The sequence below is a fragment of the Ruegeria sp. CDSA236 genome (genome assembly GCF_059611285.1).
The window spans coordinates 31,033-47,964 of sequence record NZ_JBXWPG010000011.1; the positions used below are offsets into that span (position 1 = coordinate 31,033).

The window sequence follows — 16,932 nt, forward strand, 5'->3', positions numbered from 1 at the left end:
ATGCGCGGCTGGCAGGAACGCTTTGTCTCAGGTCAAGTTTTCGAAAACAGCCCCGCCAGCGCACGCTTGATCATCGACCGGGTCGAGGGCTTGTGACGGTCCGAGAACGGTAAAGGACGGCAGACCTCCATCGCGGCCACGCCGACGCGCGCGCTAAGCGCCCCGTTCACCAGGCCTTCGCCAAACCGCCGCGACAGTTTGCTCAGGACAGACCCACCCAGCACCGGTTCAAGCAAGTCGTCGCCCATTGCCACGGCGCCGGTTGCGACCAGATGCACAAAGACCGCCCGGGTCAGGCGCCAACTGCCCAGAAAACCGGCCCGCCCACCATAGATCTCGGCAACGCGGCGGATCATCCGCAGCGAAGCGGCCAAAGCCGTCGCCACATCCGCAAGAGCCAAAGGAACCAGAGCGGTCACCGTCGCGACCTGACGCGCAGCGGCCTCGACTTCTCGACTGGCCGCGGCATCCAGAGGGGCCAGCAGCTCATCCTCGGCCAGAGCCATCAGATCTGAGGCATCGAAAGGCTCGGCGATACGTTCGGCCAGCCTATCGCGGCCCCATCGAACGTCCTCGCGCCCGTTGTAAAATGCCAACAACCGGTTGGTTACAGCGCGGGCTTGCGTCAGATCCGCCTCTGCCAACGCGGTGTCTGCGGCGCGACGGATGCCATCCACACGCGAAAGCCGCCCGATCGCAGCAAGTTCCCGCAAAGCGATGATCAGGGCAACCAGCAGCAACGCGCCAATCAGACCAGTTACAACCCATCCCAAAACCGGCGCGCGCAACAGCAAAGCGGTCACAAAATCCCATGCCGCCACCGAGACAACCGCGCCGATGACCGCCGCCGCCAGTCCCCAGAACCAGCGTGACAGGGCCGACGGTTTCCGTGCAGCCAGACGCGCGGCGGCCTGCATCGCCTTCCCCTGTGGTTCGCCCGCATCCGGAACGGGCGGTGCCAAAGCGACATCCGCAACAGGTTCCTCGGGATCAAGATCGATCAGAACCGGACCCTTAGCCATCAGCAGCCCTTTCTCTGTTCCAGACAAATTTGATGTCCGGCAGGTTTTCGTCATTATCGGCCCCGTCACCGCGGGCAATCTCGGCAAATCCGTTGCGCTCGTAGAATCTTCGCGCGCCATGGTTGGCCTGAAAGGCGAACAGGGACAGCTTTTGTCGGCCAGATTTCGCCTGATCCAACAGGCGCTGCCCAATGCCCTGATTGCGCGCTGACGCACGCAGGTAAAGCGAATGGACCTCTGAACCATTCAATGCCAGAAAACCAACTACACCATCCTCGTTTTCAGCAACGGTGATCCAGTCGCGATCAATCATCACGCCGCAAAAGGCGATGGTTTCGGCACAGGAATGCAGCTCTGGCATCCACTCATTTTCACAAGCAAAACCATGCAGGATTTTCCCCGTCGCGCCAGCATCCGTGCTGCGCGCAGGGCGGAGCGTTACGGTCATAGCCGGTCTCCGATCAGGAACTGGGCCGCGCGATCAAGTCGGATATGGGGCGGGCCGTCACCCGATCGCAGGGTCAGGTTCGCAGGCGCAAAACTCATGAACCCATAGTCTTCGCCCAGCCAGCTTTCTGCTCCGCTGCGGGCTGCCCCCAACAAATGAGCCGGGTCTTCGGGCAACTCACCGGGGTAGAAGGCCGCCTGCTTGCCGTCAAGCAAAGTGCCCCGCACGCAGGCAAGCGGCACTCCTTCATGGGTTCGCATCTCTTCGGTTGTTGCCCGCAAAGCCGCCAGTGACACAGCCGAGGTCTCGGCCCCGGCAAAACTGGCGCGGTCACGGGCGTCGCGGGTCAATGCCTCCATGATGCTGGTCAGACGTGGATGTTGCAGGTGGTGCAAATGATCGGCCTTGGTGGCGGCAAATAAAATGCGCTCGACCCGTTTGCCCAGAAGATACTGGCTGAGCCACGCGTTGCGCCCCGGACGGAAGGCCGACAGGATATCCCCCATCGCCTTGCGCATATCCTCAACCGCTTTTGGCCCTTTGTGAATCGCACCCAGCGCGTCAACCAGAACAACCTGTCGATCGATCCGGGCAAAATGTTCGCGAAAGAACGGTTTGACCACGCGCAATTTATAGGCTTCGTAGCGCCGCGCCATTTCGCGGTGCAGGCTGTTACGGGTGGCGACCCCTTCGACTGGCAGCGGCGCGAAGGTCAGAACCGGTGATCCCGCCAGATCACCCGGCAACAGGAACCGTCCCGGCGTACAATCGTAGAACCCGGCATCGCGCGCCGTGTTCAGATAGCCCGAGAACGCCTGCGCCAAAGATTGCGCCACCGGCTCATCATGTTTTGCCTCCGGCGCGACCGCTTTGGCCTGCGCCAGAAACTCTTGTGCCTCGGCCCGCTCTGTGATGCGGGTCAGCGTTTCGGTTGACCAGTCGTCATATGATTTGTCCAGCAGGGCCAAGTCCAGCAACCATTCGCCCGGATAATCCACAATATCCAGATGCACGGTTCGCGGCCCCTTCAGGCCAGACAGCAGACCGGCAGGGCGAACCTTGAACGACAGGCGCAGCTCGGACACGGCGCGGGTGCTTTCGGGCCAATGCGGGTTTGGCCCGGTCAGCGCAGCAAGATGGTTTTCATAATCGAACCGGGGCACGGTATCATCAGGCTGCGGCTGAAGGTAAGCTGCGTTGATCCGTCCCTCATGCTGCGCAACAAGGCCCGGCATTCGCCCACGGTCCAGCAGGCTTGCAACAAGCGAGGTGATGAACACCGTTTTGCCCGAACGCGCTAACCCGGTGACACCAAGGCGGATGACCGGCTCGAACAGAGCTTCGGAAACGCTGTCGCCCACGGATTCCATGCCGCGCACAAGACTGTCTGCCATAGATGAGATGACCAAGCCGTCGCCCCGCTTTTATCGTTTCGCTCAAGATAGGTAGCCACCGTCCGACATGCCAGCGCTTTCCGGCCCCTTGCCCGCCGCCGCGCAGCACGGTACCAGCGGCCCATGCCCAGATACGCGTTGAAAGTCGAATATCACGGAAAGCCGTTTGCCGGGTGGCAAAGGCAGAAAGGTCAGCCCTCGGTTCAGGGGGCGATCGAAGAGGCATTGTCGCAGATACAACCGGGGGATCATACGATCGCTGCGGCGGGTCGCACCGATGCCGGTGTCCACGCGCTACGACAGGTCGCCCATTGCGACCTGATCAAGGAATGGGACCCTTTCCGACTGTCCGAAGCGCTGAACTATCACCTCAAGCCGCAACCAGTGGCCATCGTGAAAGCCGCACGGGTGGACGATGACTGGCATGCGCGGTTCTCGGCGCTTGAACGGCAATATCTGTTTCGCATCCTGATGCGCCGCGCGCCTGCAACCCATGACGCGGGGCAGGTTTGGCAGGTCAGCCAACCGTTGGACATTGAGGCGATGCAGGCTGGAGCCGATATGCTGATCGGACGGCATGATTTCACCACGTTCCGGTCCTCGATCTGTCAGGCGACCAGCCCGGTCAAGACGCTGGATGAGTTGCGTGTGGAACAGGTGCAGGGCTTTTCAGGTCCCGAGGTTCATTTCCACGTCCGGGCACGTTCGTTCCTGCACAATCAGGTGCGAAGCTTTGTTGGCACGCTGGAACGTGTCGGCGCCGGGTCTTGGACGCCCGAAGATGTGCGCGACGCGCTGCAAGCTGAGGATCGTGCCGCCTGCGGGCCGGTTTGCCCGCCACAGGGGCTGTATCTTGCGCGGGTCGGCTATCCGAACCCGGTGTTCGACTAAAGCGCGCTCAGCAACAACCCGCCAGCTATCACCGCTATCAACAACCCGGCGACCAGCTCGATGGTTGGGGCCAGCACCTGTGCAAACCGCGTCGCTGAGGCCGAGGCCAGCATCCCCCCGCGCAGACCGAATGAGGTCCACCCTACCAGAGTGGTGACAGTCGCAGTGCCCAGCGCCATGCAGAACGCCCCGGCGATGCCAACGATGGCGATGCCCATCTGCCAGGTCAGGATCAACACAAACAGCGCCCCGGTACAGGGGCGTGCGGCGATTCCAGCGATCAGCAACGCCGCCTCGCGCAGGCTACCGACCTGCGCCACCTCATCCGCAGACGGACCATGCCGGTGGCCGCAATCCGAACAGGTTTCGTGATCGTGGTGATGATGATCTGCGCCGTGATCCCGGCTGCGTTTGGCAAAGCTCCGCAAGGCGCGAAACACTAGCCAAAGCCCGATCGCAGTGATCGCCCCATAGCTGACTGGGGCCATGATTTGCTCCGTTGTGTCGACCAGTCTTTCCCGAGACATCTGGAACACCAGCACACCGGCATAGACCAGAACAATCGCGGTTACGGCCTGTCCAAGGCTGGACAACACACTGATCGCTGAAAGCCGCCAGAACGCCACACGCCGACCAAGCCCATAGCCACCGATCAGGACTTTGCCATGCCCAGGACCGATGGCGTGGAAGAACCCGTAAGCGAAGCACACCGTCAACAAAGTCATGACCGCCTGAGGTTGTTCGGCGCGGGCAGCGCGCAGAGACCGCGCAATCTGGTTCTGGAAAGCACGCTGTTCACCGGCAGCCCATGCCGCAAGTTGGTCAAACCCGCCGCTGAACCAGAACCAGAGCAGAACTCCGACCGCCAGAACAAACGGGACAATTAGGTATTTGGACATGAAATACGGATCTCGGTTGCAAAGTTTTCGCCCACCATCGGGATGTCATTTTCCTCAAGGTCGTAATTGGCATCCAGCGTCAGCAGAAACGCCTGCATTTGGGCAAGCTGTCCGTCGACATCCGGCTCGAAGCGGTCAATCTGGCAGGTCTTACTCCCCGAAACCGTCACCGGGCGCGTCAGGTCATATGCGGTGTAATATGTCTCATCAAACGCCTTCACCGATAAGGCGGTGGCCGGTACAGGCCCCCCTTCGACACTGCGCAGATGCGAGGTCACGATGCGCCCGTCCTCCATCAATGCTTTCGGCTCCAGTGGGCCAGAAAGCGGCAATACCTCAGCCTCGGACCAGACGACCAGATCGCCGTTATAGCCTTGATCCCACTGTGCATCGAACCCGGACAGGAAATCCTGTTCGCTTTCACTTAGAAGACCGTCGCCATCCTGATCCAGCTTCATGTCTTCGAGGACAAGCAATGAGTAGAACTCGTCATAGGCCCAGGTCACACGGACATGGGTCAGCTGCCCGGAATCGTCCACAATGAATTCCAGCCCCGTGTCGATAAAGACATGCGGGTGCGTCATCGCCGGGATCGGCAAACAGCAGGTCACTAGGGTCACAAGCCAGCGCATGGGCGAAAGATAGGGTGTCGGCCTGCGCCCGGCAATCCCATTTGGGCCGGGCGCGCAGAAGCTGGCCGATGGCTCAGGCAGGTGGGAACAACACAAGGGTCTGCAGGGCTGTTCCAACCGGCCCTTCGGTGTCATACAAAACCGATTGCGACATGCCGATACCCGAGGGCTGCCAATGGCAGACAGACTCGGAGGCCAGCCAATCCGAGACCGGCTCGCGGTGCACCTGAACCGTCAAATCGGTATTCATGAACCCCATCTCGGTTGTGGGGGCATTCCACGAAATGCCATTGCCGCAATCTGCCAGTGGACACAGCGCCTGAATCGGAGATTGCACCTCGTCCCCAAGCAGCGGAGGCGTGCGCATCCAGATCGTTTTGGGACCGACGCCCTGATTTCCACCCTTGGGATAGAGGACATCGGAATAGGTCGCGAACCCAGGAAGATCGTGCCGAATTTCGCCGATGGGAAATGGGCCGTCCACCGAGTCCGCCAGTTGCGGAGATGAGAGAGCGACATTGGGAACCGGGCCAAGGTCGCGGCGGGCAAGGTGCATAGTTGTGGCTACGGCGCATAAAGTGTTGTCCAGATCGTGCACAGTAACCCGAGTGGTCGCCAGCGTTCTGGTGTGCCGCATCGTCTCGGCCGCAACCCGCAACCCGGACAGGGGCAGCGGGCGCAGCAGATCGACCGTCAGCCGGGTCAGCATCTTACCGGGACCAATTTCAGATTCCGCGGCGCGCACGATCAGACCGCTGACCGGACCAGCATGGCAATGTTCGGCAGACCACGGGCCCCGCGCCGGGTCATTGCCGACAAAAACCCCATCCGCGCGTAGTCTGAAATAGGGCAACCTGAACATATCAGATTTCAAATCCACTTGAGACCTCAGACCTTTTCCTGTGTATGCTTTTTCAGCTCAGTCCGTGCGACCTGACGACGATGCACCGCGTCCGGCCCATCGGCCAGCCGCAGGGTCCGTACATGCGTCCACGCGGTCGCCAGCGGCGTGTCCTGACTTACCCCTTGCCCGCCATACATCTGCACCGCCTCATCAATCACTTTCAATGCGACCCGCGGTGCCACGACCTTGATCTGGCTGATCCATGGGGCCGCCGCGCGCGCATCGCCCTGATCCATGTACCAAGCAGCCTTGAGGCAAAGTAGCCGGGCCATTTCGATCTCCATCCGGCATTCGGCTATGATATCGAAATTCGCCCCAAGCTGCGCCAGCTTCTTGCCAAATGCTTCGCGTTGCAGCGACCGTTTGCACATCTGCTCCAGGGCCATCTCTGCTTGCCCAATAGCGCGCATACAGTGGTGAATGCGTCCCGGCCCCAACCGACCCTGAGCGATCTCGAACCCGCGCCCTTCGCCCAGCAGGATATTCTCGGCAGGCACCCGGACATTGGTAAAGCGAATATGCATATGCCCGTGCGGCGCATCATCATGGCCGTAGACTTCCATCGGGCGCAGCACCTCGATCCCGGGCGTTCCCGCCGGCACCACGATCATCGACTGGCGTTTGTGAACAGGCAAGTCATCACCGCCAGTCCGGACCATGACGATATAGACCTTGCACCGCGGATCACCGGCGCCTGAGGCCCACCATTTCTCGCCATTCAGAACGTAGGATTCGCCGTCCAGCACACAGGACATCGAAACATTGGTGGCATCAGACGAGGCGACATCCGGTTCGGTCATCAGATAGGCCGAACGTATTTGCCCATCGAGCAGCGGCTTGAGCCACTCTTGCTTCATCTTTTCGGACCCGTACCGCTCGAATACTTCCATGTTGCCCGTATCTGGGGCCGAACAGTTGAAGATTTCGGCACCCAGCGGGGTCTTACCCATTTCTTCAGCAAAAAAGGCGTATTCCACAGTTGTCAAACCCAGCCCTTTTTCACTGTCGGTCAGCCAGAAGTTCCACAATCCCGCCGCCTTGGCCTTGGCCTTCAACCCTTCAAGGATATCCGCCTGCCGGTCGGTATATTGCCAGCGGTCACCTTTGTTGATTTCAGCATGGAACTCTTCTTCCAGCGGCATGACTTCATTTCGGATCATCTCTGTTACGCGGGTCAGCAATTCGCGGTTTTCCTCGCGCAGGCCGAATGACATGTTCATGAGTTTTCTCCTCCGCCCCGACACACGGGCATTACCTTTGGGCCGAGAATGACTTAGCCACCGTCATGATGTCCAGTTGGGTGACGGGACGTCACCCACCCCATATGAGATTAAACGGGTGCAGTAACCGGAGACTGGCGACCGTATAGCCGTCAATAACCTGCGTCGCGCGCGGGTATAGCAACCCAATTAGGGTGTAAAAATCCAGTTACCATTGGCATCCTGGCACCTGCGGGTTCTGATCTCACGGGTCTGCTCGGCACTCGGAGGTCGGATAAAATGCTGCAGATGCACGCAATTATCGCGGACCTCGCGCACACGGACGGTGCCCTTGGCCCCGGTCTCGGTGCTGATCCATTCACTTTCGGCACCAACCTGCGGCAAACCACTGCCCAGCATGGTGTCTGTGGTTGCACTCAGCAATGTGAAATCATCCGGGCTCAACCCCGACTCTGCGATGATGCGCGACAGCGGTTTCGCGCTGCCGGCAACACCAATGCTCAGCACCAGAACACCTGCAACTAATAGTGATCCCCAAATTCTCATACCGCCTCGCAATTCTGCAACCAATTTACATTCAAGGATATACCCGGGAAGGCACAGGGCCAAGCCCTAGTCTGCAACCTTCAAATTATCCCGAAGAAACCTATTGCAACTCTGACGCTAGGCCATACCGAGCGTCCCTCGCATAGTGCACGAAACACGAACCAGAGGCATTTGATGGCACACCCGACTTATTATGCGCCCCATGGCGGACACCCCGGACAGGACACCCTGTTAACAGATCGCGCCATGTTCACCGAGGCCTATGCCGTTATACCCAAGGGTACGATGCGCGACATCGTCACCAGCTATCTGCCCTTCTGGGAAAACACCCGCCTGTGGGTTTTGGCACGCCCCCTTAGCGGGTTCGCCGAAACCTTTTCGCAATACATCATGGAGGTCCAACCCGGTGGCGGTAGCGATACGCCCGAAACGGACCCCGCAGCGCAGGCGGTGTTGTTCGTTGTCGAAGGGGCGGTCACATTGACGCTTGAGGGAAGTGTTCACGTTTTGGAAACTGGTGGATATGCCTATATCCCCGCTGGTTCCAAATGGGCGTTGCGCAACCATACGGAGCAGCCAGCGCGGTTTCATTGGGTTCGAAAGGCTTATGAGGCAGTGCCCGGCCTGCCCAAGCCGGACCCGATCATCACCAATGAACAAGAGGTCGCCCCGATCGAAATGCCGGGCACCGAGGGTCGCTGGGCCACAACACGTTTCGCGGATCCGCAAGACCTGCGCCACGACATGCATGTCAACATCGTGACTTTTGAACCCGGCGGCGTGATCCCATTTGCCGAAACCCACGTCATGGAACACGGGCTGTATGTGCTGGAAGGCAAAGCCGTTTACCGGCTGAATCAGGACTGGGTCGAGGTCGAAGCCGGAGACTTTATGTGGCTGCGCGCCTTTTGCCCTCAGGCGTGCTATGCGGGCGGTCCCGGGCGGTTCCGGTATCTGCTGTACAAAGATGTGAACCGCCAGATGCCTCTTTCACCAGGCGGGCGCTAGGATAAATTCGGCCTTGGCGGAACTCGGCAAGCGCGGTAATCTGGTGGAATAACAAACGGTTTTAGTTCAGGAGATTGTACGATGGCACTGCGCAATGTAACGCTGGCACTGGCGGCTGCAATCGGCCTGACGGCCCTGGATGTGAACCCTGCAACCGCCAAAGAGACGAATACCGTCAACGTCATGAGCCGTACCTGGGCCATTACCCAGGTTTCGGAAGCTCCGGTCGTATACCGTGCCACACGTGATAACAACAATCTCAACCCATTCGGCCCCCCGCCCCGGCTGCGCACTATTCAGGCCATCGCGGCTATTCAGCAGGCAACCGGGTGCAAGCCGATTGTGGCCAGCATGTACCAGAACATCTCGGGCCAGTTCTTTTCACAGGTCAGCTGTAACTGACCCGGACAGGAAACTGGCATTGAGGTTAATTCAAGCCCCTGCCATAGCTTGCACATGAAACTCGCAATTAACGGATTCGGCCGCATCGGCCGCACGATTTTGCGGCAGCTTCTGGCCATGCCGCTCGGTCACGACATCGAACTGGTGCTGATCAACGACATCGCACCGCTAGAGACCTGCGCCTATCTGTTCAAGTACGACAGCACTTTTGGGCCCTATCCGGGCAAAGTGGAACAGGGAACTGCGCAACTGGTTGTCGATGGGCACGCTATTCCTGTTACACACAGCCCCAACCTCAGCCGGGTTGATCTGTCCGGTGTAGATGTCCTGATGGACTGCACCGGCGTTGCCCGGACATCGGATGTTGCCAGTCAGGGCCTGACCGCAGGGGCAAGGAAAGTACTGATTTCCGGCCCCTCGCCCGCGACCGAGGCCACAATCGTTCTGGGTGCAAATGAGGATCAGCTGGGCAATGCGCGGATCGTGTCAAATGCCTCTTGCACCACCAACGGGCTGGCTCCGCTGGTCAAGGTTCTGGACGGGATCGCTGGTGTCGCGTCGGGCCATATGACCACCATCCACTGCTACACCAACAGCCAACCGATGATCGACGCTCCGCGTGGTGATCTGGCACGGTCACGCGCCGGAGCGCTGTCGATGGTCCCGACCACCACCAGCGCTATGCACTTGATAGACGAAGTCCTGCCCCATCTGGCCGGGCGCATCTCGGGCGCGGCAGTCAGGGTGCCGACCGCAAGCGTCTCGGCAATCGATCTGATCGTGACATTGGAACGCGGGATGATTGCCGAGGGTTTTGAAACCGCCCTGCGTGCAGCCGTTGCAGAGTCTCCCGTTCTGGGTTGGACGGATGAGCCGCTGGTGTCATCCGATTTGCGGACGCGGCCGGAATCTCTGATCATTGCAGGGCCAGAAACCCGGCAGATCGGGGAAACTCAGGTTCGTGTTTTTGGCTGGTATGACAATGAATGGGGGTTTTCAGCCCGCATGCTGGATGTCGCTCGTATGATGGCCGACACATAGGCGGACCGCGATCTAACGCGATCCGCCGATTTTCATTTGGTTACTTGCCGGGAAGGCTGCCCGACCCGTGCCCCGACATGCCGCCCGAGACCTCTTCGGTTGCCTCATCCGCCAACTCATCCGGCAGGATCAGGTTCAGCACGATGGCAATCAAAGCCGCAGGCAGCAGCCCGCTTTTCATCAGGATGCCCAGAGTATCGGGAAGATGTTGCACCGCGCCCGGCTCAAGCTGCAGGCCGAACCCGATTGACAGCGCAATGGCAAAGATCACCATGTTGCGCCGATTCCAATCCACATCGGACAACATCGAAACACCCGCGGCGACAACCATCCCGAACATGACGATGACGCCACCGCCCAGTACTTCGATCGGAACGGTGCGAATGATAGCGCCAACCTTGGGCACCAGACCGCACAGGATCAGGAACAAGGCACCGATGGTGACGACATTGCGGCTCATGACGCCGGTCATGGCGATCAGCCCGACATTCTGGCTGAACGACGTGTTGGGCAAGCCGCCAAACACGCCCGCCAGCGCCGAACCAAAGCCGTCCGCATAGGTCGCGCCGGTGATTTCCTTGTCCGTGGCTTCGCGCCCGGCGCCACCTTTGGTCACGCCCGAGACATCGCCCACCGTCTCAACCGCCGAGACGAAGGCCATCAGGCAGAACCCGATGATGGCGGCGAATGAGAACTCGAAACCATATTTGAATGGCATAGGCAGGGCGAAGGTTGCGGCACGGCTCCAGCTGGTTCCGATCGCCTCGAAGGTGATCATCCCGACCATCAGCGCATAGGCATAGCCAACCGCTAGACCGATCAGAACGGCAGAGACCGAGAGCATTCCGCGGGTAAAGAACTTGAGCCCCAGCGTCACGACCACGACGACCATTGCAGCCGACCAGTTCAGCGCCGAGCCGTATTCGGGCGTTCCAATGGCCGGAACCCCTCCGGCGGCGTATTGAATGCCGACCTTGACCAACGCCAGACCAATCATTGTCACCACAAGGCCTGTGACCAGAGGTGGCAAGGCAAAACGGATTTTGCCAATCACCGTGCCCAGCAGGGCATGGAACACCCCACCGATAATGACACCGCCAAACAATGCGGCCAGACCATCGACGCCTTTGCCGGCAACCAGCGGGATCATGATCGGCAGAAAGGCAAAGCTGGTGCCCTGAACAATAGGCAAAGCCGCTCCTACCGGGCCAATCGTCACCGTTTGCAGCAAGGTCGCGACGCCGGCAAACAGCATCGACATCTGGATCAGGTACAGCAGTTCGGGAAAATCGGGGGAGTTCGAACCGAACCCGAACCCGGCGGCCCCTGCAACGATGATCGCAGGCGTCACGTTCGAAACGAACATCGCCAGAACATGTTGAATGCCCAGCGGAACTGCCTTGTGCAGCGCCGGGGTATAATTTGGATCCCGAAGTTGTTCGGGTGTCCCTATTGAAGTGTCAGCCATGAGTTACTGTCCTCTCTGTCAGATTCACGGGGGTCTTACCGCTTATGCTGCGGCTTCATTTGGCTACGACACCACCTGATAAGGGGTATCGAACCAGTATTCTTCCAGGTTGGGCCCATCGCCGATCCGATCAACAACGGCGAACAATCCAGGGCCATGCAACGGTGTCAAAACGCCGTGCCAAGTCCCACGATGATAATTCACCGCCTGACCGGGCCGGGTGACAAAGACACACGGCTCGCCCGGCTGCCCGTCAACATCTGGTGCTACAACGACCAGAAAGGGTTGATGGGTCATGGGAACAAAGGCCTGACTGCCATCAGGATGCCGTTCAACCATATCCAAATGGTACGGCAGGGTTCGGGGGTTGGCGTTAAACAGGCTGATCCCGGCGCGGCCGCCCGCGAAATCAAGGGCCGCCCGGTCGTGAAAACGCCCGCACTGGCCCTGGTTGATGATCTTGTCCGGGTCGCCCGATGCCTCGATCACATCTCCGAACGGGGCAAAAGCGTCAGGCGTTAAAGGAACAGTCCGGATCTGTTTCATGAAGGCAACACATCCCTCAGGCGGAATTCTGCTATACGCTCGACCTGTCGGCAGGCCTCGGCGAATTCTGTGTCCCGGTCCTGATCTATCCGCCGCTGAAACGCCTGCTGGATAGAGGCTTTGTCATGATCGCGCACAGCAATAATGAAGGGAAATCCGAACTTGTCGGTATAGCGCCTATTCAGATCGGTGAAGGCATCGCGTTCGGCATCCGTCAACGCATCCAGCCCCGCCGAGGATTGTTCCGCCGTGCTTTCCTGCGTCAGTCGCTTGGCCTGTGCCAGCTTGCCTGCCAGATCCGGGTGCGCGGTCAGCACGCCCAGCCGCTCCTCTTCCGAGGCCGAACGGAACATGCGCGTCAGTGCGTTATGCAACCCGCCGGCAGTATCGTGAGCCGCGCCGAGTTCCAGCCCATGGGCGCGCTCTGCAATCCAAGCCGAATGTTCGAAGATCCCGCCATAAGCGGCAACGAAAGCGTCCCGCGCCATTTCTGACGGCTTTGGACCTGATACAGGCGGGTGCTGCGCTGCCCAATGCTGGGCGATCTCCAGACGGGTCGCGAACCAGACATCCGAGTGCCCACGCGCATAATCCAGAAACCGTTTCAGCGCCATGACCCGACCTGGACGACCGATCAGGCGGCAATGCAGACCGATCGACAACATCTTGGGCGCACCGGCTTCACCCTCGGAATAAAGCGCGTCGAAACTGTCTTTGAGATAGGAATAGAACTGATCGCCCGAATTGAAACCTTGCGGCGTTGCAAAGCGCATATCGTTACAATCGAGTGTATATGGTACGATCAACTGGTCCCGGCCAGAGGCCTGCATCCAATAGGGCAGATCATCCGCATAGGTGTCCGCCACATAGGCAAAGCCCCCCTCTTCTGCCACCAGAAGCACGGTGTTCTCGGAACACCGGCCGGTATACCAACCATAGGGACGTTCCCCCACGACCTCGGTATGCAGGCGGATGGCCTCTTCTATTTGAGCGCGCTCTTCCGCTTCAGACATATCCTTATGTTCGACCCATTTCAGGCCGTGACTTGCGATCTCCCAACCTGCGTCTTTCATGGCGGCAACCTGATCGGGCGACCGTGCCAGCGCCGAAGCAACACCGTAAACGGTTATGGGCAAGTCCTGCATCAAGCGGTGCAGACGCCAGAACCCTGCCCGCGACCCGTATTCATAGATCGATTCCATGTTCCAATGACGCTGGTCTGGCCATTGCGCTGCGCCGACAATCTCGGACAGAAAGGCCTCAGACGCGGCATCACCGTGAAGCACGCAGTTCTCGCCACCCTCTTCGTAGTTCAGCACAATCTGAACGGCCAGATTTGCTCCGCCAGGCCACTGGGCGTTTGGCGGGTTGGCTCCGTATCCGATCATGTCACGGGGATAGCGAGGGGGCTGCATGAATGTTCCGTCTCAGTTGTGTTACACTACCTACGCTTTACCGCAGAATTGGAAGCAGTATTATCAAATCAATCCGAACGCTGTTTCCTTTTCTTTCGGCATTCCCAAAGTCTCGGGTTTCGCCCCAGACTGCGTCAAACAATACTCGATTGCAGTTTGCGGTTTTCAACAGCCACTCGTTGCGGTGATTGGAATATGAGGAGAAACGCGTGGCAGGATACCTGACAACCCATGTTCTGGACACCGCCAAAGGCTGTCCTGCAGAGGGGCTGAAAATTGCTCTGTACGCGATTACCCAGGACGGACGCCACAAACTGGCTGAGATGCTGACCAATGCAGACGGGCGAACAGACAGCCCAATACTACCGCAAGCAAACTTTGAAACCGGGGAATATGAGCTTGTTTTCAGCGCGGGTGACTATCTGCGCGCCTCTGGCCAGGCGGATGACGAACCGCTGTTCCTGGATGAGATTCCAATCAGGTTTGGTATGTCTGAAGCAGACGCCCACTATCATGTGCCGCTCTTGCTTTCGCCATACAGCTACTCCACGTATCGTGGCAGCTAACTGACCGGGCGAACCTTCCGCCCGTCTATCGCCCCTGCCGGGCCTCCTCCTGTTGAGCCGGGCGCCGCACCCGTTGGGCGCGGCGCGGATAGTGACGGTTACAGCCCTTCGAGAAAAGCTACGCGCGGCCGGGAGCCTTTGCTAACCGTTGATGTCCGAGTTTTGAACAACCTTGCCAATTCGCGCGATCATGAAATCCATGAACAAACGCGCCTTGGGATCCTGGTGACGTCGATGGGTATAGAGACACGCCATCTGAACAGAGACAGGAGGTGTCTCCTTCGCAACCACCACCAGACGTCCTGCCTTGAGATGTTCCGCTGCCTCAAACACAGGTTTCATCGCGATCCCCTGCCCTGACAACGCCCAATCGGTCAAAACGTCTCCGTCATCGCATTCAAACCGGCCCGACACGGCATAACGTCTTGGCCCGTCTGGAGTTTCCAGCATCCACTGAAACTCTGCAGCACCGGGATACCGCAGGTTAAGACACTCGTGCTTGTCGGACACAAGATCGGCTCCGTTTTGCGGCATCCCCCTACGTTTTACATAGTCCGGTGCGGCACACAGAACCCGCGCGCAATCCGCGATCTTGCGAATACGCAGGGTGCTGTCCTCGGGCTGACCAATGAAAAAGGCCAGATCCAATCCTTCGGTCGTCAGGTCCACTGACCTGTCGGTCAGGCGCAATCGCACATCAATTTCGGGGTATTCCGAGAGAAAATCCGGCACATGTGGGGCTAATAACCTGCGCCCGACGCCCAAAGGCGCGGCTACGAATAGTGACCCGCGGGGAGCTTCGGTCAGGTGAACAACCTGCGCCTCGGCTTCATCTACAGCATCCAGGACCGCAACCGCTCCGGGGTAAAACGCACGTCCCTGCTCGGTCGGGCTGAGGTTACGTGTAGTCCGCTGAAACAGACGCACGCCCAAATGATCCTCAAGCTGTGATATTCGCGCCGAAGTCACCGCCGGTGAAACACGCAAATCCCTCCCGGCAGCAGACATGCTGCCCAGATCATAGACACGAACGAAGGTGCGAATATTGTCGAGATAGGACATCTTATCGTTTTTTTTGATACAGTTTGACAATATACGGGAATACCGAAGAAAAGCCAGTTTGCCTAGGGTGACGATAACCTACTGGAGAGAACTCTCATGTTTGAATTCGCCGTGTTCTGGGATTGGATGGCATTTGCTGTGCGCTGGCTGCACGTAATCACTGCTATTGCCTGGATCGGATCATCCTTTTACTTCATCGCTCTGGACCTTGGCCTGAATCGGGATATCCCCGGCCCCGCCGACGGGGAAGAATGGCAGGTACATGGCGGCGGCTTTTACCATATTCAGAAATACCTCGTCGCACCCGAGCGGATGCCGGATCATCTGACCTGGTTCAAATGGGAAAGCTATGCCACCTGGCTTAGCGGAGCTGCGCTGTTGATGATCGTCTACTGGGTTGGTGGAGAGCTTTATCTGATTGATGCCCAAAAGGCCGATCTAGCGCTGTGGCAGGGCATTCTGATCTCGGCTGCCTCGTTGACTATGGGCTGGCTTATCTACGACTTCCTATGCAAATCCGGTCTGGGTGAGCGCCCAACATTACTGATGGTGCTGCTGTTTGTCCTGCTGGTGGTGATGGGCTGGGGGTACAACCAGATATTCACCGGGCGCGCGATGATGCTGCATCTGGGCGCATTCACCGCCACGATCATGACAGCGAATGTATTCTTCATCATCATGCCGAACCAGCGCATCGTCGTAGACGACCTTAAGAATGGCCGCACCCCGGACCCGAAATACGGCAAGATCGCCAAGTTGCGTTCGACTCATAACAACTATCTGACCTTGCCTGTGGTTTTCCTGATGCTTTCGAACCACTACCCGCTGGCCTTTGCCACCCAATACAACTGGATCATTGCGGCGCTGGTATTTCTGATGGGTGTCACAATCCGTCACTACTTCAATACACGCCACGCCCGCGCCGGTGATCCGACCTGGACCTGGCTGGTGACCGCTCTGCTATTCATCGCCATCATGTGGCTGTCCACCGCGCCTATGTACAAACCTCTGGAGGAGGCCGAGGCGCAGCCGCTCACCGCATTTGAACAGAAATACGCAGCAGCAGACGGGTTCGAACAGGCACATGATGTCGTTCTGGGGCGCTGTTCCATGTGCCATGCGCGCGAACCGGTTTGGGACGGCATCCTGTGGGCGCCAAAGGGCATTCTTCTGGAAACCCAAGGTGACATCGCCCGCAATGCGAAACAGATTTACCTGCAGGCCGGTGTCAGTCACGCCATGCCACCCGCAAATGTCACCTATATGGAACCGGAAGATCGCGCGGCGATCATTCGCTGGTTCCGCAATGCTGGCCTTTGAACTGGCACTGAGCCATCACTTGTTCCGCTAATTTTCTTGGCCAAACGATAAACGCTTCCCCTACACGATTACAGATGTTCTAACTATCTTTAAGGGGCCGCCACATCCGAAAAGGCGCCGAAATTAATTTCTAGTTGGGGCAGCTGGA

The 16,932-nt window shown here is 58.8% G+C and carries 18 protein-coding genes; 6 read left to right on the forward strand and 12 right to left on the reverse strand.

What is annotated here, in order from left to right; genetic code table 11:
- Positions 1-32: 32 nt before the first annotated feature.
- From AC2FLB_RS16290 to AC2FLB_RS16300, 3 genes are read right to left on the reverse strand one after another with little or no spacing between them, the layout of a single operon-like run.
- On the reverse strand, positions 33-1,022 hold the full coding sequence (locus AC2FLB_RS16290; RefSeq protein WP_496696951.1) for a YcjF family protein: 990 nt from the start codon (positions 1,020-1,022) through the stop codon (positions 33-35).
- Complete coding sequence (locus AC2FLB_RS16295) at positions 1,015-1,470, reverse strand: GNAT family N-acetyltransferase (RefSeq protein ID WP_142640138.1); 456 nt, start codon at positions 1,468-1,470, stop codon at positions 1,015-1,017. Before AC2FLB_RS16295 ends, AC2FLB_RS16290 begins: the two co-directional genes overlap by 8 nt.
- Entirely contained in the window at positions 1,467-2,879 is a 1,413-nt protein-coding gene (locus tag AC2FLB_RS16300; protein WP_496709652.1) for a YcjX family GTP-binding protein, read from the reverse strand. The genes AC2FLB_RS16295 and AC2FLB_RS16300 overlap by 4 nt, the downstream gene beginning before the upstream one ends.
- Positions 2,880-2,987: 108 nt before the next feature.
- Between AC2FLB_RS16300 and truA the strand changes: the two genes are divergently transcribed.
- Positions 2,988-3,755 (forward strand): tRNA pseudouridine(38-40) synthase TruA, encoded by a 768-nt coding sequence (gene truA / locus AC2FLB_RS16305; RefSeq protein ID WP_496709653.1) that lies wholly within the window; start codon positions 2,988-2,990, stop codon positions 3,753-3,755.
- On the opposite strand, the gene AC2FLB_RS16310 is transcribed toward truA, so the two are convergent.
- From AC2FLB_RS16310 to AC2FLB_RS16330, 5 genes are all read right to left on the reverse strand, one after another.
- Positions 3,752-4,654, reverse strand: coding sequence for a nickel/cobalt transporter (locus tag AC2FLB_RS16310; protein ID WP_496709654.1), 903 nt, complete (start codon positions 4,652-4,654; stop codon positions 3,752-3,754). The genes truA and AC2FLB_RS16310 overlap by 4 nt on opposite strands.
- On the reverse strand, positions 4,639-5,286 hold the full coding sequence (locus AC2FLB_RS16315; protein ID WP_496709655.1) for a DUF1007 family protein: 648 nt from the start codon (positions 5,284-5,286) through the stop codon (positions 4,639-4,641). Before AC2FLB_RS16315 ends, AC2FLB_RS16310 begins: the two co-directional genes overlap by 16 nt.
- A 73-nt stretch (positions 5,287-5,359) precedes the next feature.
- The gene (locus AC2FLB_RS16320) at positions 5,360-6,166 is read right to left on the reverse strand and encodes a thioesterase family protein (protein WP_496692322.1); all 807 of its coding nucleotides are present in this window, start codon (positions 6,164-6,166) and stop codon (positions 5,360-5,362) included.
- An 8-nt stretch (positions 6,167-6,174) separates the two neighbouring features.
- A complete protein-coding gene (locus AC2FLB_RS16325; protein WP_496694652.1) occupies positions 6,175-7,410 on the reverse strand; it encodes an acyl-CoA dehydrogenase family protein in 1,236 nt (411 codons plus the stop codon).
- 189 nt (positions 7,411-7,599) lie between these two features.
- Positions 7,600-7,956, reverse strand: a complete 357-nt coding sequence (locus AC2FLB_RS16330) for a hypothetical protein (RefSeq protein ID WP_496701077.1) — start codon at positions 7,954-7,956, stop codon at positions 7,600-7,602.
- 174 nt (positions 7,957-8,130) lie between these two features.
- Between AC2FLB_RS16330 and AC2FLB_RS16335 the strand changes: the two genes are divergently transcribed.
- From AC2FLB_RS16335 to AC2FLB_RS16345, 3 genes are all read left to right on the forward strand, one after another.
- Complete coding sequence (locus AC2FLB_RS16335) at positions 8,131-8,964, forward strand: bifunctional allantoicase/(S)-ureidoglycine aminohydrolase (protein WP_496692319.1); 834 nt, start codon at positions 8,131-8,133, stop codon at positions 8,962-8,964.
- 81 nt (positions 8,965-9,045) lie between these two features.
- Positions 9,046-9,366: a hypothetical protein gene (locus AC2FLB_RS16340; protein WP_496709656.1), complete on the forward strand. Its 321-nt coding sequence runs from the start codon at positions 9,046-9,048 to the stop codon at positions 9,364-9,366.
- Positions 9,367-9,420: 54 nt separating this feature from the next.
- Positions 9,421-10,407, forward strand: coding sequence for a type I glyceraldehyde-3-phosphate dehydrogenase (locus tag AC2FLB_RS16345; protein WP_496709657.1), 987 nt, complete (start codon positions 9,421-9,423; stop codon positions 10,405-10,407).
- A 40-nt stretch (positions 10,408-10,447) separates the two neighbouring features.
- Here AC2FLB_RS16345 and AC2FLB_RS16350 read toward each other — a convergent pair whose 3' ends face one another.
- From AC2FLB_RS16350 to puuE, 3 genes are all read right to left on the reverse strand, one after another.
- Complete coding sequence (locus AC2FLB_RS16350) at positions 10,448-11,875, reverse strand: uracil-xanthine permease family protein (protein WP_496709658.1); 1,428 nt, start codon at positions 11,873-11,875, stop codon at positions 10,448-10,450.
- A 63-nt stretch (positions 11,876-11,938) separates the two neighbouring features.
- On the reverse strand, positions 11,939-12,421 hold the full coding sequence (locus AC2FLB_RS16355; RefSeq protein WP_496692317.1) for an ureidoglycolate lyase: 483 nt from the start codon (positions 12,419-12,421) through the stop codon (positions 11,939-11,941).
- On the reverse strand, positions 12,418-13,836 hold the full coding sequence (gene puuE / locus AC2FLB_RS16360) for an allantoinase PuuE (protein WP_496709659.1): 1,419 nt from the start codon (positions 13,834-13,836) through the stop codon (positions 12,418-12,420). The genes AC2FLB_RS16355 and puuE overlap by 4 nt, the downstream gene beginning before the upstream one ends.
- Before the next feature lie 209 nt (positions 13,837-14,045).
- Here puuE and uraH point away from each other — a divergent pair, with 209 nt between their 5' ends.
- Complete coding sequence (gene uraH, locus AC2FLB_RS16365; protein WP_142640109.1) at positions 14,046-14,402, forward strand: hydroxyisourate hydrolase; 357 nt, start codon at positions 14,046-14,048, stop codon at positions 14,400-14,402.
- A 141-nt stretch (positions 14,403-14,543) separates the two neighbouring features.
- Here uraH and AC2FLB_RS16370 read toward each other — a convergent pair whose 3' ends face one another.
- A complete protein-coding gene (locus AC2FLB_RS16370; RefSeq protein WP_281973831.1) occupies positions 14,544-15,464 on the reverse strand; it encodes a LysR family transcriptional regulator in 921 nt (306 codons plus the stop codon).
- A 96-nt stretch (positions 15,465-15,560) separates the two neighbouring features.
- On the opposite strand from AC2FLB_RS16370, the gene AC2FLB_RS16375 reads away from it, so the two are divergent.
- Positions 15,561-16,784, forward strand: a complete 1,224-nt coding sequence (locus AC2FLB_RS16375) for a urate hydroxylase PuuD (RefSeq protein WP_496692314.1) — start codon at positions 15,561-15,563, stop codon at positions 16,782-16,784.
- Positions 16,785-16,932: the final 148 nt, after the last annotated feature.

Bases quoted from the DNA above. Each gene is read 5' to 3' on its own strand.
- AC2FLB_RS16290 (WP_496696951.1), bottom strand. From the start codon at position 1,022: ATGGCTAAGGGTCCGGTTCTGATCGATCTTGATCCCGAGGAACCTGTT.
- AC2FLB_RS16295 (WP_142640138.1), bottom strand. From the start codon at position 1,470: ATGACCGTAACGCTCCGCCCTGCGCGCAGCACGGATGCTGGCGCGACG.
- truA (WP_496709653.1), top strand. From the start codon at position 2,988: ATGCCCAGATACGCGTTGAAAGTCGAATATCACGGAAAGCCGTTTGCC.
- AC2FLB_RS16310 (WP_496709654.1), bottom strand. From the start codon at position 4,654: ATGTCCAAATACCTAATTGTCCCGTTTGTTCTGGCGGTCGGAGTTCTG.
- AC2FLB_RS16315 (WP_496709655.1), bottom strand. From the start codon at position 5,286: ATGCGCTGGCTTGTGACCCTAGTGACCTGCTGTTTGCCGATCCCGGCG.
- AC2FLB_RS16325 (WP_496694652.1), bottom strand. From the start codon at position 7,410: ATGAACATGTCATTCGGCCTGCGCGAGGAAAACCGCGAATTGCTGACC.
- AC2FLB_RS16330 (WP_496701077.1), bottom strand. From the start codon at position 7,956: ATGAGAATTTGGGGATCACTATTAGTTGCAGGTGTTCTGGTGCTGAGC.
- AC2FLB_RS16335 (WP_496692319.1), top strand. From the start codon at position 8,131: ATGGCACACCCGACTTATTATGCGCCCCATGGCGGACACCCCGGACAG.
- AC2FLB_RS16340 (WP_496709656.1), top strand. From the start codon at position 9,046: ATGGCACTGCGCAATGTAACGCTGGCACTGGCGGCTGCAATCGGCCTG.
- AC2FLB_RS16345 (WP_496709657.1), top strand. From the start codon at position 9,421: ATGAAACTCGCAATTAACGGATTCGGCCGCATCGGCCGCACGATTTTG.
- AC2FLB_RS16350 (WP_496709658.1), bottom strand. From the start codon at position 11,875: ATGGCTGACACTTCAATAGGGACACCCGAACAACTTCGGGATCCAAAT.
- AC2FLB_RS16355 (WP_496692317.1), bottom strand. From the start codon at position 12,421: ATGAAACAGATCCGGACTGTTCCTTTAACGCCTGACGCTTTTGCCCCG.
- puuE (WP_496709659.1), bottom strand. From the start codon at position 13,836: ATGCAGCCCCCTCGCTATCCCCGTGACATGATCGGATACGGAGCCAAC.
- AC2FLB_RS16370 (WP_281973831.1), bottom strand. From the start codon at position 15,464: ATGTCCTATCTCGACAATATTCGCACCTTCGTTCGTGTCTATGATCTG.
- AC2FLB_RS16375 (WP_496692314.1), top strand. From the start codon at position 15,561: ATGTTTGAATTCGCCGTGTTCTGGGATTGGATGGCATTTGCTGTGCGC.